The following is a 15,784-nucleotide window of genomic DNA, read 5'->3' on the forward strand; positions in this document are numbered from 1 at the left end:
TCTCAATGCTGACGGCAACGAGAAACTGTCCGAACGCAACAGGCGCGACAACGGCCCCAGACTGGCCGGTGAACGGGTGAACGGTCAGAACCTCGATCTGAACAGAGATTATCCAAAACTCGAATCACCCGAGATCAGTGCGCTGGTGAGGCTGTTCACCGAATGGGACCCGATCCTCTTCGTCGACATGCACGCGAAAAACGGTTCCTATATCAGGCCGGCTGTGACCTATACGACCGTTCTCCACCCCGATGCTCATCCGGAGATCGGCGGATACATGTGGAAGAAGATGTTCCCGAAGGTAGAGAAGATCATCAGGAAGGAACATGGTTACGACGCGATGCCGTACGGCAATTTCAGCGACAGGCTGGATCCTTTGAAGGGCTGGAGAAATCACGCGATTGCGGCAAGGTACGGCTCCAACTACTTCGGGCTGCGGAACCGTTTCTCTATCCTCGACGAGAACTATCCACACGCCGATTTTAAAACGAGGGTTCTGGCTTCATACGCCTTCATCCAGTCGATACTCAAGTTCACAAATGAGAACATCGACAAGATGCGCGAGATAACGGACAGGGCCGATCGTGAAACCACCGCGGGATTCCACGCTGACAGCCTGACGCTTGAGTCAAGGACAGATGTTCTTTTCGAAATCACCGTAAAAAGCTGGGGACTGATCAATGAAGAAATACCCGAAGAACACCTGGACAGATACCCCTCATGGTGGAACGGCATCGTAGTGAGAAAGACCGACGAGGAAAAGGATTACAAGCTCCCCTATTATTCGAAAGCCGTTCCGACGCGCAGGATCGATCTGCCCGAAGGGTATGTCATCCTCCCCCATCAGGATCTTGTGATCGACAAGCTGCTGAAGCATGGGATCTCTGTCAGCAGGATCGAAAGAGCTGTCACCGTTCCTCTGAAGCATTTCGTAATGAGCGAAGTAAGGCCTTCAGCTTCGATTTTTCAGGGACATTCCTTCGTCGAGGTCAGCGGGGAATACCGGGAAGAAGAGACGACCATCCCGGCCGGTGCTTACTACGTATCCCTGAAACAGCCGCTGGCCAGAATCGCCGCGATACTGCTCGAACCGGAATCGGAGGATGGATTCCTGCGCTGGGGCATGCTGAACAGGACGATCGTCAGGCAGTGGGGCAGTAACCGCCCCAATATCTACCCGGTCTTCAGGGCGGACGGGATCGAGGGGAAACTGGATCTGATGGGAATAGATATGGATTTCCTTAATTAGACCACTTGAAAGGAGACACTTATGTTTACAAAAGTATTTTCGTGGACACTTAAATTATTCGTAATTTCGACCCTCTGCATCCTTGTTGTATCCACAGGGCTGCCCGGACCGTATCCTGGAAATGATGTCAGGGCAGGAGACATTGAAGCTTCAGACAACGAAAAAAGCTCCCTCGGCGCGGCGACCCTGATACTTCCTGTCCCGGTATGGATCGTCGGCACTTACGATTCAGAGGGTGTGCCCAACGTCATGACCGCCTCGTGGGCCGGAATATGCAACTCGAGCCCGCCATGCGTTACAATCTCGCTGACTGAAGGAAGATATTCGTACGGCAACATAATCGAGAGAAAAGCGTTTACTATCAATATTCCATCGGAGAAGTTCGCCGCGGAGTCTGCTTTCTTCGGAACCGTTTCAGGGAGAGATTTCAACAAATTCGATAAGACAGGGCTCACGGCCATAAAAAGTGACCTGGTCGATGCACCGTATATCCGGGAATTCCCTCTCGTGGCCGAATGCAGACTGATACACACCTACAAGGTCGGCAGCCACGTCATGCTCATCGGTGAGATTCTCGATATAAAAGCGGATAAATCGATATTGAAGGAAAACGGCCGGCCCGACATAGACCTGCTGAAACCGTTCATATATGCAACGGGAAGTGGGACATTCCACGGTATGGGAAAGAACCTCGGATTGGTCAGAGAACTGCAGGAGACGATCGAGAGATAGTCGTCGATCCCGGCTACTCACAGTCCGGTCATTGTTACGCCCGGCCGGACAGAACATTTGAGAATTAACGTGTCGTGACTGGTAATCATTTATCTACCGGAAAGGTCATCCTGCCCTTCCACTCGATCCGAGGGGCCTCGCGGTTTATATAATCGATCAGGCGCAGGGCGATTCCAATCGTCTGGACCGTGCTGTCAAGGCTCCAGTCGGGATCGTATTCATCTTTGACTGTGTGGTATTTTCCGAGGAAAAACTCTTTCAGCCTGTTCCTTCCACTCACGAAATCTTCGCCGGCGCTGAGCCAGACCGACGGGATCCCTTTGCGCGCGAAACTGAACTGGTCGCTGCGATAGAAGAAGCCTCGATCGGACATCGAAAAATATGAGTATTCCAGACCCTCTTCCTGCAGGATTTTCTTCAGTATATCTTCGAGTGTCGAATACTTCGCGCCGACACCGACAAAATCCCGCGATTTCTCCCACACCGGAGTCGACTCGAAATTGATGTTCGCGACAATCTTCGAAGGATCGATCGTGCCGGCGAAATAGAGCGAACCCAGAAGTCCGGATTCTTCAGCCTCACAGGCCAGGACTATCACGGAATATCGTAATTCGTCCTGATGTTTCTTCAAGTGTTTCGCGGTTATCATCATTGAGGCTACGGCCGATCCGTTATCGATGGCTCCGTTGAAGATCTGGTCCCCTTCGAGCAAGGTGTTCCGACCGAGGTGATCGATGTGGGCACTCAACAGGACAGCTTTATCTCTGAGCTCAGGATCATTGCCGGGGATATACCCTACGACATTCCTTGTAGTGAAACTCCTGAAATCATTTTTGCCTTCTATTTTCACCTGAAACCCAAGGTCGATCGGCTTGAAGTTGCGACTCTCCGATTTCTCATACAGTTCTCCGAGTGATATGTTCATCGAATCGAATATCTCTATCAGTTTCTCCTCGCGGATCCAGCCCCTGAAAAGAAGATCGTTATTCAGAGCCGAATCGAGATAGAGTTCTTCGCCGCCCCATGAGTTTCTGACGACATGCCATCCGTAACCGGCCGATTCGGTCGTGTGCACGAGAAGTATCCCTTTCGCTCCACGCCTTGCCGCTTCCTCGATCTTGTACGTCCATCGGCCGTAATATGTGAGATCGTTACCTTCGAACAGGTTGGGATCCACGTGTACCAACTCACTGGTCCCCTGGGAATCAATGACATGGCGGCCCCGTCCCGGTTCGTTCACCCGCACAATGACTATTTTGCCCGCAACATCGACATCCTTGTAATCGTCCCATGCCCAGGCATCGGACTCTATTCCGAAGCCGGCAAAGACAACATCACCGGTCAGCGAAAACTCGTTTTTCTCGCGGACGTAGCTTCCGACGATATCTTCCAGGTAGACGATGTCTATACCTTCAACCTCAGTCGACAGACTCTGCGTCGAAAAACCGTTCAACCTGAACTGCTGGTAATAACTTTTCCCGATGTCCGCATCACCGGCCGAAGAATCTGCAATCAATAATTTTGCCCCCGGAGAATCTGCCATTTTCGAAATGTAAAATCCCTCGTCCGTAAGGGGGGCTATATCGAGCAACTGAAACAGGCTCTGGATATACTCTTCTGCCAGTTCCCCACCCCTCGTCCCCGGGGCCCGCCCTTCAAGCAGATCGCTTCCGAGAAACTCTATGATGCTCCGTATCTCACTTTTCGTTATAGTATTACACTTATCCGACGAACTGAGCCTGACAGGTGAAAAAAGAAGGGTCATTAAGAGAATTGACAGAATCAGTCTGTTCATTTCGTCATCCTTTCAGAAGTCTCACCTTCAACCACCATCAGATCACCGAAATAAAGACAATACGCTTCAAGATTATCATCTATATAGAATTTCTGGAATTCATGCGGAGGAAGGTCTGCAAGTTCGGCCCGGTCCACATATGGAGGAAGGATCATGACAATGTTCGGAGTGATCTCCAGGACCTTCTCCAGCAATCGATCCGCCGGTGGCCTGGTGTTCGAATCTTTGAACCGGTATACATGGTCCTTCCCTGTGACTGCCCAGTCGGGATCGAGAAAAGCTGCGTCAATTCCGAGGTCTGGCGACAGAATGGTCTCGTCAAGTGCGCTGCCTTGAATAAATGTCACTTTACCGGTCAGGCCGGCCATCTCGATATTTCCGGTAGCTGCCCGCTGGTGGTACGGATCGATATCTATCGTCACGACACGCTTCGCTTCTCGTGCCAGAGCGATCGTAGAGAATCCGCCTCCGGTGCATGTCTCCAAAACGGTCTTTCCCCTGAAACGGACAGCTATCTTCTCTGCGAAGCGGTAATCGATCCCCATAAGGTATAGATTGTCATCGACGATGAAATCTCCACCTAATTTGTGCTTGATCCGTTCGGGGTCCATATTATGGCCGCACCCTGTTATTCGAATATTTTGTAATCATCTGGTCTCTCAACTCTGAATAGATCCCATGGATCTTTTCCATGCGATCCAGTGTTATCCCGGTAAGGTATTTCGCGGCCTTTTTCGGACTCCTCTCATATAGCGCCGCAGCCTTCTCGTCGATCCCGGCCTGCTCCTCGAAGAAAGCGGCCTCCATTGGATCGCGGACTTCCTTTACGTCGTTGATAGCTTCCTGCCATTTGAGATACAAGAGGTTATCGACGAAATCTATTGCCCATCTGACCGAAGCTTCGTCGTATTTCTCGGGGTCCCATATCCCATACGATTCGTGGATCTCTGTGACACCAGTGTATATCGGCACATAAGCACCGACATGCTGGTTGTCGACAAAGAACCAATAGATACCCCCGACCGGGTCGGGCAGCCAGGATCGCAGCTGGGCGATCATCCCGTAGCCACCTTTCGAGACATTTCTACGAAAATCTATATCGAGCAGATTTCGCATGTCGGGTGTCGGGAATGGCGTCGTGAGAGGACTTTTAACCAGTTTTCCCTCATCGTCGGGGATCATCCAGTCGTAATCGGCGGTCATGTCATAGATCGTACCCTCGAAAGTCGATCTCTGGAATGCCATTATATCCTGAACAGATATCAGAGTGTCGGGTCTCGCGGAAAATGGATAGAGCGAAAGAGGTTCGACATACTGATGATACGAATCGTTCTTTTCACGGGGTTTGTCGATCGTCCTGTCGGGCCAGTCCTTCAGGCTCGCGCAGAAGCTGGAATAGAAAAGCCATGACCTGCTGGTCGCCCACTCCCTCGGCAGGGGCGCGTAGACATCCTGCCAGATGAAAGGAAAGCCGCTGTCGGGGTCGTACCAGCCGTATTCGATTGCGACCTTCAGGTAATTTTCGGAGACCATAAGCTTGTCCCTGTCGAAGCTGTCAGGGGTGGACAGGTCGGAGCCTGCCTGGTCGGAATCAACCTGATCGGAATTCGACAGACCGGCCCTCGACAGATCGATCTCCTGTATGATCGACCAGTTCGGTATCATGACAATGTGGTCGTCGGGTACTCGTTTGGCTACCCAGAGAGCTCCGAGTTTGCCGCTTTCACGCTTCCAACCCTTCCCCACACTGAAGATCTCGAGTACCCACGCCTCGTTCGGATCGGCAATTGCCAGCGTCTCCGATGCCGGCCCACACGAAGGTAGAAAACCGTACTCCTCGACGAGCGAGGTTATCAGATTTACGGCATCGATAGCTGTTTTACATCTCTGAAGAGCAAAGATCATCGCCTGCTCGACGGTGATTATCTGCTCACCCTCACCCTTATCGAGGCCGAGCTCCTCGCGCTGGCTCGTCGTGCTCTCGCCTATTGCCAGCTGGTACTCGTTTATGTGTGAATATCCCGAATGGAAGTACGCGAACGTCTTCGCGACCTGCGGGATATGCCCTATCACTTCCCATTCACCATGCGCTATCGCGGGGTCCTGCAATCCCCAGTAAACGGGCGCCAAACTCCCCTTTTTGAATTTCATCGCGGGGACATATACAAGCCGGGAGTTGTCGCAGGCATCGGTATGCGAAGTTATCACCGAACCGTCGACGGTAGCATCTTTTCCGGCCACGATGATGGTGCATGTCCGCCCGGTCACCGGAAGGCTGATAATGAATACCAGGATCAGGATAACGAATAATACGCCGGGTGCTCGAATCATACTGTTCTCTCCTTAACGGGTAATATCAGAAGGTCTATCGTACCAAGCCATCGTATGGACCGATTGTATGTGACAATAGCACGAACCGATCGAACGGATCGATCACACGAAACGATCGAACGGACCGGTCACATGAACCAATCAAATGGACCGGTCACATGAAACGATTGTACGGAAAGGCAGTTGCCTGGACAAGCCAAATCCTCTGCGCATTTGCGAACAAAGTGACAGGTTTTTTATCGCCACCGGTGGCGGTAAAATATTTGTCGGTCGCCCATAACTATAATGGTACCAGACGATTATAGTCGAGCGAATTCTCCTGCGCACATTATGTTAACCAACGAGGGGGCGCAAATGCGCATCATAACATCCGGCATCAGGCAAGTTGATCGGCTCATCTGTCTCGTTATCTATTATCTGCCCGGTTATCAATGATCTGTCTGGTTGACGATCATCTGCGTGCGGCGTAGTTGAAGTGGTCGAAATATCTTCGCCAGAGGGTCTCCGAAGAGGAATAATCATTTGAACCATAGAAATAATCGACGAGCGCCTCACGGACACGGGCGAATTCTTTCAGTCTGGGAAACGAATCCGCAGCATCCAGGCTGAGATCGAGAAGCTCGAGGAATCTCGCTGCGGCTTTGAGGCAGTATTCGGTATTACCCTTGTTTCTCCAGTTTAACGCCCGGCTGACTTCGCTGCCTATATTGGCCATCTGCATCGAGACAGACATCTCTTTCCATCGACCAGCGGCTAGCCCCTTGTGCTGAATATTCTTTTTCGAATCATCCATTAATCAGCCAGCTCGCCTTATCCACTTGTCTACAAGTTCGACTATCATTCTTTGAATGTCCGCATCCTCGACTCCCCGGCTCATATTCCCCTGTGAAGGACGCATGTTTATCATAGAGTCGAATTCGAGGAAATCATCGCCTTCCAGTAAGGGATAGAAGTTGATCCCCCAGAGATCGCTCTGCGCGGAACCGTTTTCGAGAAGCAGCGCTTCCAGGTCTGAATGCATTTCAGCGTCAATAGCGACCAGACCGAGCCGAATGTCGACGACAGCCTTGATCATTTCACCGAACATTTCGGCGGCGATCTTAATTAACTCATCTTTCGTTACAGGTTGTTCCAGTATCCGCATCACATCTCCCTGTCCTGAAAACCCGCAAGTGACTATAGCCTGCTTCCTTCGTCTGATAATAGGGGTTCGACCCTGTCATTGGAAGTTAATTCCGGGTACGTTAGACAGCGTGTTTCCGAGATCGAACCATAGTTTCTCCAGGATCGAACAGGGGACAGGGCATGAATCCAGAACTGAATTCCGAGAACAAGAGCTTGCCTGCTATGACATTTACAGAATCAGTTCCGTGACTCGCTCCGTCTCAGACTGTGTTACCCGAATGATCCTGTGGGGAACAACTTTCTCGACCCAGTTCAGTGAATTCCCTTCAAATGACTGCATTTCGACTATGAAGCAGTCTATATCATGAATAGTTTCTTCTCCCGTCACTTTGATGGTAAGAGGGACCAGCATGTTATTCCGGGGATCGAGTGAATCGAGTTGATATTGGGTTCCCATGCCAAGTGACAGAGTCCGTAAAATAAACGATATCTGAGAATGATCGATGACCAGATGGTCACTGGAGAGACTTTCTTTCATGATCTGGTTGTAGGGTCTCATCAAAGTCGAGATATTGACCTTACTATCCTGATAACTGCACTCAGTATCGAATAATACTTGTCCAGCTACAATTATCCTGGATGTGGATCGCAATGGAGACATGGCTTCGGTCATTGTCCCGTGTACTGATTTTGTGAAGCCTGTTGTTATAATATTCGTGTACGCTTCGATACAATCCTTCCCTCTGTACAGGGATACCTGGTATAACCCGTCACCCTGGCTACTCCGGGATTGGTAGGTCAATATTTCAGGCTGTGTCGAAATCCATTTTGTATCGCATATCACATCATTCTGTGCGCGGATCGAAGATACGCTGACAAAGATAATGACTACCAGAAGAAGAAGTGCTTTTTTCATGATTACCTCCACGTAATATTACAATGACTCACTATTACAAATTTAATCGTCCAGAATCTTTTTAAGATTCTCAAGATATCGATCAAATGCTTTCTTCCCTTTTGCTGTAATCCGATAGCTTGTATTGGGCTTGTGTTTTATAAACGTTTTTTTCGTCTTTATATATCCTGCTTCTTCCAGTTTTTTCATATTCACACTCAGGTTGCCATCCGTCAGATCCAGTTTTTCTTTGAGAAAACTGAAATCGACACTCTCGGCTGCAACCAGTGCGGCTATAATCCCCAACCTGACCTTCGAGTGAATAAGGTTATCCAATTTGTGATAATCGAAATCGCTCATTACTTATTTCTCGTTTCTGTTTTTCAGAATATTCGCAATGATCCCGGGGACGACCATTGCCAGACCAATCATCAGACAGAAAATTACGGCCATGTACTCAGACGGAACAATCTGCATCACTACTGCAACCAGCCACCAGAGTATTCCAATGGAGCTGAATACCTTCCATCGATAGGCAGCTCCTGTGATAATCATCCCAATGCCGATTATGATAGAGACGAAAGATAAGAATATACTTCCCACTCCTGTGCTATCAGAACCCAGATGGCTGACAAGACTCAGTGAAGCAATACCAAATCCGCATGCGAACCATGTTGCAGATACGACTTTGTCGACAAAGGTCACAATCTTCTCTTTTTTCTCTCTTTTATTTTTCAGGACAAGAGTAATCACGATCCCAAGGACAGGAAATGCCCAGACGATATAGGGCATGAACTGCAACTTGTCCCTCCAGGCAGATATCTGGAACGCTCCAGTCGCAACCAGAGTCAGCATGCCCCAGAGAATAAAATATACTCCCGAATCCATTACTTTCTTTCTTGTCTCCTGAATCATTCTTTGAATGATCTCGATTTCATCTCTCATGCTTTGATCGGTCATCTCAAACACCATCCTCAACATAACCAAAGTACTTTACTTTCTAAAGTAGAATGCCGCATTTTTCCGATAAGGTCAAGAATAATCCTGATTATTTTTTACCGGAGTAGTATCAGCTTCCTCGCAAATATATTATTTCCCGCTTCAAATCTGCAGAAATATACACCACTCGCGAGTTGACTGCCTTTATCGTTTCTTCCGTCCCACTGTTCCTTGAACAATCCGGTGTCGTATTCCTCCGCCTTTATCAGGCGACGTACCCGGCGACCGGAAATATCAAATATAGTGATCGAAACGGAGGTCCTTTCCGCGATATAGAACTCGATCGTCGTCGATGGATTGAACGGATTGGGGTATGATCCTCTCAGCATCGTCCCTGCTCCTGGAATCACCGGATCGTCTCCGACGATGTATTCCGGGATACCACCAAGGCGAAGGTCCCGGCACTGTATCCCCTCATCGTCTATGGTCACGATCTCTATCAAATACAGTCCTCCGAGATATCCTGTCGTATTCCATTGAAGCGAGTCGACCACTCCGCTGCCAGCGACCGTCCCTGTCGACACTTCGATCCATCCGGCTGACGAGGGCGCTTTAAAGAACCGCCTGCCGGCAGGCCCTGTCCGGGAAGAACTGCCATCCCCCCCCGCAGGAGGCGAGACCTTGATATACCCTTCGATCCAGGCGGAGCTCCCTGTGCTGTCGGTGAACGAATATCCATCGAGGATCGGCCTTCCCTCGGCGTTCTCGTCGACTCCATACTCATTGTCCTCGGTCGAACCTCCCCCGTTGGGGTCCATGAAATCGAGAGTATAGCCCACATGCCCCACGACACTATCTCCCTGGCTCTCCCCATAGCATTCGCTGTTCTTCGATCCGAGTGTCCCTGCGTGGCCGAGGGTATCTCCCGCAGAGTTCGTGTCTGCCAACAGGATGATCACATCTTCGCTGTCGGCCTCGAACTCCCTCAGCATCTCTCCGATATCCCCGTAATCCTCCACCTCTACATGTTCGACTTCCCAGTCATCCGAATTTTCTCCATGATCGTCGAGATAATCCTCGATGCCGGACACCGCCTGGTCAGGAGTCGTACCCGTCGAATCGGTCCCCATGTCACCGACCAGTTCTTCCGCCATCTCCGATGGCGACAATTCCTCCTGCGCTTCGTCCCCCTCTGGATTATCGAGGTTACCGTGACCATTTTCGGCAAAATACTTCAGGCAAGAAGCCGTCGCAGTGGGGATGCAGGCCCAGTCGTCATAATCGGTCCCCAGGTTGTGCTGGTCTATCGTCACGAGAGTCCTCGAAAAATCAGGCGCAAGAGGATAAACGCGAAGGGTACCCAAGCCAGGTGACATCAGTTCGTCTTCGAGTGAGAAGCTCAGAGTATAAGTAGAATCGCCAGGGAAAAATCTAATCGAATCGGCCGGCCACACATTGAACGTCGGTTTCGGAGTAGTGGGGTCGATATATACATATACGGTATCCCAGAAATGGCCTATCCCTGCCACATCGAAATCCACCACGACATCATAAAACCCACCCGCCGTACTGAAAGATGATATATCAAGATATCCGGCCCACGCGTCGCCGCTTTCTTTTATGCTCGAAGTCCCATAATTTCTACCCACCCCGTCGAAATCGGTCCAGAACGGGATAAAACCTCCTGTTCCTTCTTCCCTCCACAGGAACTGCGCACTGATGATCTCCTCTTCGGGAACATTGATCGAGGCTCTTACCTCGATCACGTCATCGCTGTATTCCTCAGCGACGTCCGATCCATACCCTGTATGAACTGTAATGTTCGCACGCGGCTCGGCCAGAAGCTGATTCGCTTCGGTCCACATTGTGATCTCTCCGACCTCCAGACCTACCTGGTTATAGATCTTGATGTAAGGATTGACCATAGCATACGCGTGCCCGTATGGCGGCCACTGGTCGATCGTGCTTATCAGGTGCATCGGTTCGTAAGTGATGAGTGTCTCGCCGGGGAATATTCCGGGGATCTCCATTTCGTACATCACATCGAAAAAACTTTCAGCGGGGAAATCGATCCACTCACTCAGACTTCGGGAAGATCCCAGGCTGACCGCTTCGGGATTATTCCTGATAACCATCGCCATATCTGAAAGTTCCAGTTCGACGATCTCGACATCTATCCAGACATGGTTGTCTGGAGCCGTATAGGGGTCCGAATAGGTAATGGTCTCTGTTCCCGAAACGGTTATGAGTTCCGGTGAGTATCCATAGATGGTCAATTCGAGTGTCGCTTCTTTGGACATCGTAACGTCATTGGCAAGTCCCGGGGCGCTCACCGGTCGTGCCGGAAAAAACAATAGAGCAAATAAAACCAGGATTACTACGCCTGAATAATGGGACGCGTTTTTCATTGGGGGCACCTCCCTGAGATCGTGTTGAAACGACAATGGCGGCAGGTAAGAGAACGGATCCCGGTGTGCTCTGTCTATTGCGGATTCTGTCCCAGTGAGAGCCTGAAGTCTTGCGCCGTCGGACAAGGAGGATTTTACAACAAAACTCAATATAATTCAAGGTCGAGTTGACTAAACTGGTCGTTCCTGCTAACATTTTCCCGCTGAGTCTTGGGACTGATTTCACAGGGAAATGACATGGATCGGATCACAGAAATATGATCGGAAAGACCGTAGGACACTTCAATATTATTGAGGAGCTGGGCGAGGGCGGCATGGGCGCCGTCTACAAGGCCAGCGACACCAACCTGGACCGGTTCGTGGCTCTCAAGCTCCTTCCTCCCCACCTGTGCGAAGATGAGGATACGAGAAAACGGTTCATCCGCGAGGCAAAGGCCGCATCAGCCTTGGAACACCCCAATATATGCACAATCTATGAGATCGGCGAACTGCCGGACGGCAGGATGTTCATGGCAATGGGGTATTACGAGGGTGACACTCTCGAAGACAGGCTAAAGGGTGGAGCGCTGGAAATTGAAGACGCGCTCGATATCGCCACACAGGTCGCTTCAGGACTCGCTGCCGCACATCTCAAGGGTTTAGTCCACAGAGACATCAAGCCATCGAACATCATGATCTCCCCGGACGGTCATATCAAGATACTCGATTTCGGAGTGGCCAAGCTGGCAGGGCAGACAGTCCTCACAATGGCAGGAACCTCTCTCGGTACAATCGCCTATATGTCTCCCGAACAGGTAAGCGCCCAGGAAGTCGACGCGAGATCGGACATTTTCTCTTTCAGCGTGATGTTCTACGAGATGCTGACCGGGAATCATCCCTTCATCGCCGAGCATGAGGCGGCGATCATCTACAGGATAATGAACGAAGACCCGAACCCTCTGAGTGATTACATCTCCAACCTTCCCCCCGAATATCAGTCGTTCTTCGATACCGCGCTCAAAAAAAATGTGGAAGACCGCCTTCCCTCCCTCGATGAATTCATCGAGAAGCTCAAGGGACCATCCAAGGTCCGCGCGCGGATGCCGGAACCGGGAAAGATCACACCCCCAAAGAAAACAAGACTGACAGAGAAGGGTGATATGATCGAATCTTTCCGACTGCTCGAGAGAGTCGGTGTGGGAGGAATGGGTGAAGTCTGGGCAGCCGAACAGGAAGCGCCATTTCACCGCAAGGTCGCACTGAAGATCCTGAAGGCTGGTATGGACACCGAGGAAGTCGTAGCCAGGTTCGAGGCTGAACGGCAGGCTCTCGCCCTGATGGATCACCCATGTATCGCGCAGGTGTATGATGCCGGATCGACTCCGGCGGGGCGTCCCTTCTTCGCGATGGAATATGTAAAAGGCGTCTCCATAACGGAATACTGCGACAAGAGAAAACTGGGCACCGAGAAGCGATTGAGGCTTTTCATGAGGCTCTGCGAGGGAGTTCAACACGCGCACCACAAGGCCGTCATTCACAGGGACCTCAAACCGAACAATGTCCTTGTCACGGAGATAGACGACAAACCTGTGCCGAAGATCATCGATTTCGGAGTAGCCAAAGCGACCTCCGCACCCCTGACCGATAAGAAGATGCATACTCATATCGGGCAACTGATAGGCACACCCGAATACATGAGTCCCGAGCAGGCCGAGCTGACGGGTGAAGATATCGATACACGTACAGATATATATTCGCTCGGCGTCATCCTCTACGAACTGCTGGCCGGAGCACTACCATTCAACTCAACGATGCTCCGCGAGGCGGGTTTCGAGGGAATAAAAAAGACAATCCGCGACGTCGAGCCTGCGAAGCCGAGCACAAAGGTAACGACTCTCGGTGACGGATCCTCAGCAAATGCTCAACTCAGACGGACCGATCCCGCTTCACTTTCGAGCCAGCTCAAGGGAGACCTCGACTGGATCATAATGAAAGCTCTCGACAAGGATCGCAACCGCCGCTACGCGAGCGCCATGGACATGTCGGCAGACATCGAACGCCACCTGAATGACGAGCCTGTACTCGCCAGCCCACCGAGCAGGATCTACAAGATCAAAAAATTTGCAAAAAGGCACAGGGCCGGAGTCGCAGCCGCATCTGTCGTCGTCCTGGCCGTATTCCTGGGTATCGCCGGCACTACGATCGGGATGATAAGGGCGATCAGGGCTGAAAAACTCGCACTCCGGGAAGCGGAGACGGTGAAAAGCGTATCGACATTCATGGAGGGACTGTTCGAAGTATCCGATCCGGGCGAAGCGAGGGGCAATTCGATCACTGCCAGGGAGATCCTCGATAAGGGCGCCGGAAGAATCTCCAGGGAACTGGCTGACCAGCCACTCGTTCAGGCAAGGCTCATGGTGACCATGGGGCGTGTCTACCGGAATCTCGGCCTTTATGACAGTGCCCGATCCCTTCTTGAGCAAGCCCTCGATCTCCGACGAGAAAAACTGGGCGACAAAGATCTCAACGTAAGTGACAGTTGCGAGGAACTCGCCGCTCTCCTTGGAGCGATCGGGGACTTTGAGACGGCCCTTCCACTCTTTGAGGAAGCCCGCACGATCAGAGAAGAGATCCTCGGCTCCGGACATCCGGAGGTCGGCCTCGCGTTGAGCAACCTCGGCAACCTCTACAGGAGTATGGGAGATAATAACAGGGCTATCCCCCTCTATGAGAAGGCAATCGAGATACGCGAAAAAGCTCTTGGCCACGACCATATCGATGTGTCCAACAGCCTCAATGGCCTCGCCATCGTCTACGAAGCGATGGGAGATTACGAAATGGCCCTTCCTCTATACGAGCAATCACTGGCCATCCGTGAAAAGGTCCTCGGTGACGATCACCCCAGGGTCGCGACAAGTCTGAACAACCTGGCGACACTGCTCTGGATGAAGAAGGATTTCGCAAAGGCGAGGATATACAACTCTCGCGCAAAGAATATCCAGGAAAAGGTGCTCGGCCCCGACCATCCCGACCTGGCGCACACTCTGAATACATGCGCCAACCTCCAGCTTGCGGCGGGGAACCTCGAAATGACTAGAAAGATCCACCTTCGCGCTCTGGGCATAAGAGAAAAGAACCTCCGCCCCGACCATCCCAGGATCATTGAGAGCTATTACAATCTAGCCTGCGTATCCGCGAAAATGGGCGAACATGAAGTCGCGATCTCCTACCTCAGAGAGTCGGTCGACAGGGGATTCGCCTACAATGTGATCTTCGAGGACCCGGACCTTGAATCGCTCCATGGCAATCCGGAATTCGAAGTGATACTCGACGGGATACGACGACGACTCGGGATCTCCAGATAGATAAGCCCTTCAGTACCTTGTAATTTTTCATGAAATATGGTACAATTTACCTATTCTGGATGGCCTGCGCCAATATCAATCCCGACTCTTCCGCAGGAGGCCGGGAGGGGCGCTTTGGCTGTTCATCGAATTACGGATTCTACCATGTTTACTTTTTTCATAGGAGTACAGCGATGAAATCTCTTCGTTTAATTTCCTGTTTTCTTTTTATTGCCGTCCTGTTGCTGTCCGGCTGCAGCCGGAACGACAGCGAACTTCCGGGAAGCAACACCATGCTTGTTCCCGATCTCGGCTCGACATCGATTCCATGGTCGGCCATGATGAACGGATACCTGGTCTCTTTCGAGGGCAGGACATATGAAAACGACATAACGACATTCCTCTACACCGTGTCAGGCGAACAGGCCTATGATGTTCTCAGCTATTTCTTCCTCGAGATACCCGAGTGTGCCCCGCAGCTCGCTTCCTATTTCCCGGTACCTGCCTATACGAATACCAATCCTTATATAGGAGTCTACGGGATCAAATGGGAAAGTTATCTATACGTGGGAGAGACCCGGAGCTTCATGGTCAGTTATCCAGGCGACATCCCACTGGGAGTGATTACCACTTCGGTAGGGGTCGGAGAAAGTATCGGAGTAGCTGAGATCGCAGGCCCCTGCAAAGGATTCGTAGATGAATTCGAGGTCTCTGGTACGGTCTATATCGACGCTGACGGTGACGGAATACAAGACGCGTCAGATATGTCAGGAATCTCTAACGTAACGATTACCCTGATGAACGGTACCGGCGGCACATGGACAGCACTTACTGACGCAGCTGGTCTTTTCGAATTTATAGTGCCGTCCGGCAGCTACGCGCTGAGGATCGATCCTCTGACAGATGAGTATGACTTCAACGAGGACCTTGCGGCATCCTTCGACGCCACGACTCCACTCTCGCGTTTCATCACCATAGGACCTGACT

The 15,784-nt window shown here is 51.1% G+C and carries 13 protein-coding genes; 4 read left to right on the forward strand and 9 right to left on the reverse strand.

The window, feature by feature from the left end; all coding sequences use genetic code 11:
- A partial coding sequence (locus KOO63_06970; protein MBU8921544.1) for a hypothetical protein occupies positions 1 to 1,249 on the forward strand: 1,249 nt, incomplete at its 5' end.
- 21 nt (positions 1,250 to 1,270) lie between these two features.
- The gene (locus KOO63_06975; GenBank protein MBU8921545.1) at positions 1,271 to 1,981 is read left to right on the forward strand and encodes a flavin reductase family protein; all 711 of its coding nucleotides are present in this window, start codon (positions 1,271 to 1,273) and stop codon (positions 1,979 to 1,981) included.
- A gap of 85 nt (positions 1,982 to 2,066) precedes the next feature.
- On the opposite strand, the gene KOO63_06980 is transcribed toward KOO63_06975, so the two are convergent.
- From KOO63_06980 to KOO63_07020, 9 genes are all read right to left on the reverse strand, one after another.
- On the reverse strand, positions 2,067 to 3,776 hold the full coding sequence (locus tag KOO63_06980) for a M28 family peptidase (protein MBU8921546.1): 1,710 nt from the start codon (positions 3,774 to 3,776) through the stop codon (positions 2,067 to 2,069).
- Positions 3,773 to 4,387 (reverse strand): RsmD family RNA methyltransferase, encoded by a 615-nt coding sequence (locus KOO63_06985; protein ID MBU8921547.1) that lies wholly within the window; start codon positions 4,385 to 4,387, stop codon positions 3,773 to 3,775. Before KOO63_06985 ends, KOO63_06980 begins: the two co-directional genes overlap by 4 nt.
- 1 nt (position 4,388) lies before the next feature.
- Positions 4,389 to 6,107, reverse strand: coding sequence for a C69 family dipeptidase (locus KOO63_06990; GenBank protein ID MBU8921548.1), 1,719 nt, complete (start codon positions 6,105 to 6,107; stop codon positions 4,389 to 4,391).
- Positions 6,108 to 6,558: 451 nt separating this feature from the next.
- Positions 6,559 to 6,900, reverse strand: coding sequence for a hypothetical protein (locus KOO63_06995; protein ID MBU8921549.1), 342 nt, complete (start codon positions 6,898 to 6,900; stop codon positions 6,559 to 6,561).
- 3 nt (positions 6,901 to 6,903) lie between these two features.
- The gene (locus KOO63_07000) at positions 6,904 to 7,251 is read right to left on the reverse strand and encodes a hypothetical protein (protein ID MBU8921550.1); all 348 of its coding nucleotides are present in this window, start codon (positions 7,249 to 7,251) and stop codon (positions 6,904 to 6,906) included.
- 210 nt (positions 7,252 to 7,461) lie between these two features.
- Positions 7,462 to 8,148 (reverse strand): hypothetical protein, encoded by a 687-nt coding sequence (locus tag KOO63_07005; protein ID MBU8921551.1) that lies wholly within the window; start codon positions 8,146 to 8,148, stop codon positions 7,462 to 7,464.
- A gap of 42 nt (positions 8,149 to 8,190) precedes the next feature.
- On the reverse strand, positions 8,191 to 8,487 hold the full coding sequence (locus KOO63_07010; GenBank protein MBU8921552.1) for a transcriptional regulator: 297 nt from the start codon (positions 8,485 to 8,487) through the stop codon (positions 8,191 to 8,193).
- Between the two features lie 3 nt (positions 8,488 to 8,490).
- Positions 8,491 to 9,087 (reverse strand): hypothetical protein, encoded by a 597-nt coding sequence (locus KOO63_07015; protein MBU8921553.1) that lies wholly within the window; start codon positions 9,085 to 9,087, stop codon positions 8,491 to 8,493.
- Between the two features lie 95 nt (positions 9,088 to 9,182).
- Complete coding sequence (locus KOO63_07020) at positions 9,183 to 11,474, reverse strand: T9SS type A sorting domain-containing protein (protein MBU8921554.1); 2,292 nt, start codon at positions 11,472 to 11,474, stop codon at positions 9,183 to 9,185.
- A gap of 257 nt (positions 11,475 to 11,731) precedes the next feature.
- Between KOO63_07020 and KOO63_07025 the strand changes: the two genes are divergently transcribed.
- Together KOO63_07025 and KOO63_07030 are read left to right on the forward strand one after the other, a co-directional pair.
- The gene (locus KOO63_07025; GenBank protein MBU8921555.1) at positions 11,732 to 14,818 is read left to right on the forward strand and encodes a serine/threonine-protein kinase; all 3,087 of its coding nucleotides are present in this window, start codon (positions 11,732 to 11,734) and stop codon (positions 14,816 to 14,818) included.
- A 173-nt stretch (positions 14,819 to 14,991) separates the two neighbouring features.
- Positions 14,992 to 15,784, forward strand: a 793-nt coding sequence (locus KOO63_07030) for a hypothetical protein (protein MBU8921556.1), incomplete at its 3' end; no start/stop codon positions are given.

The sequence above is a fragment of the Candidatus Latescibacterota bacterium genome, from assembly GCA_019038625.1.
In the GTDB taxonomy this organism is placed as follows: Bacteria; Krumholzibacteriota; Krumholzibacteriia; order Krumholzibacteriales; family Krumholzibacteriaceae; genus JAGLYV01.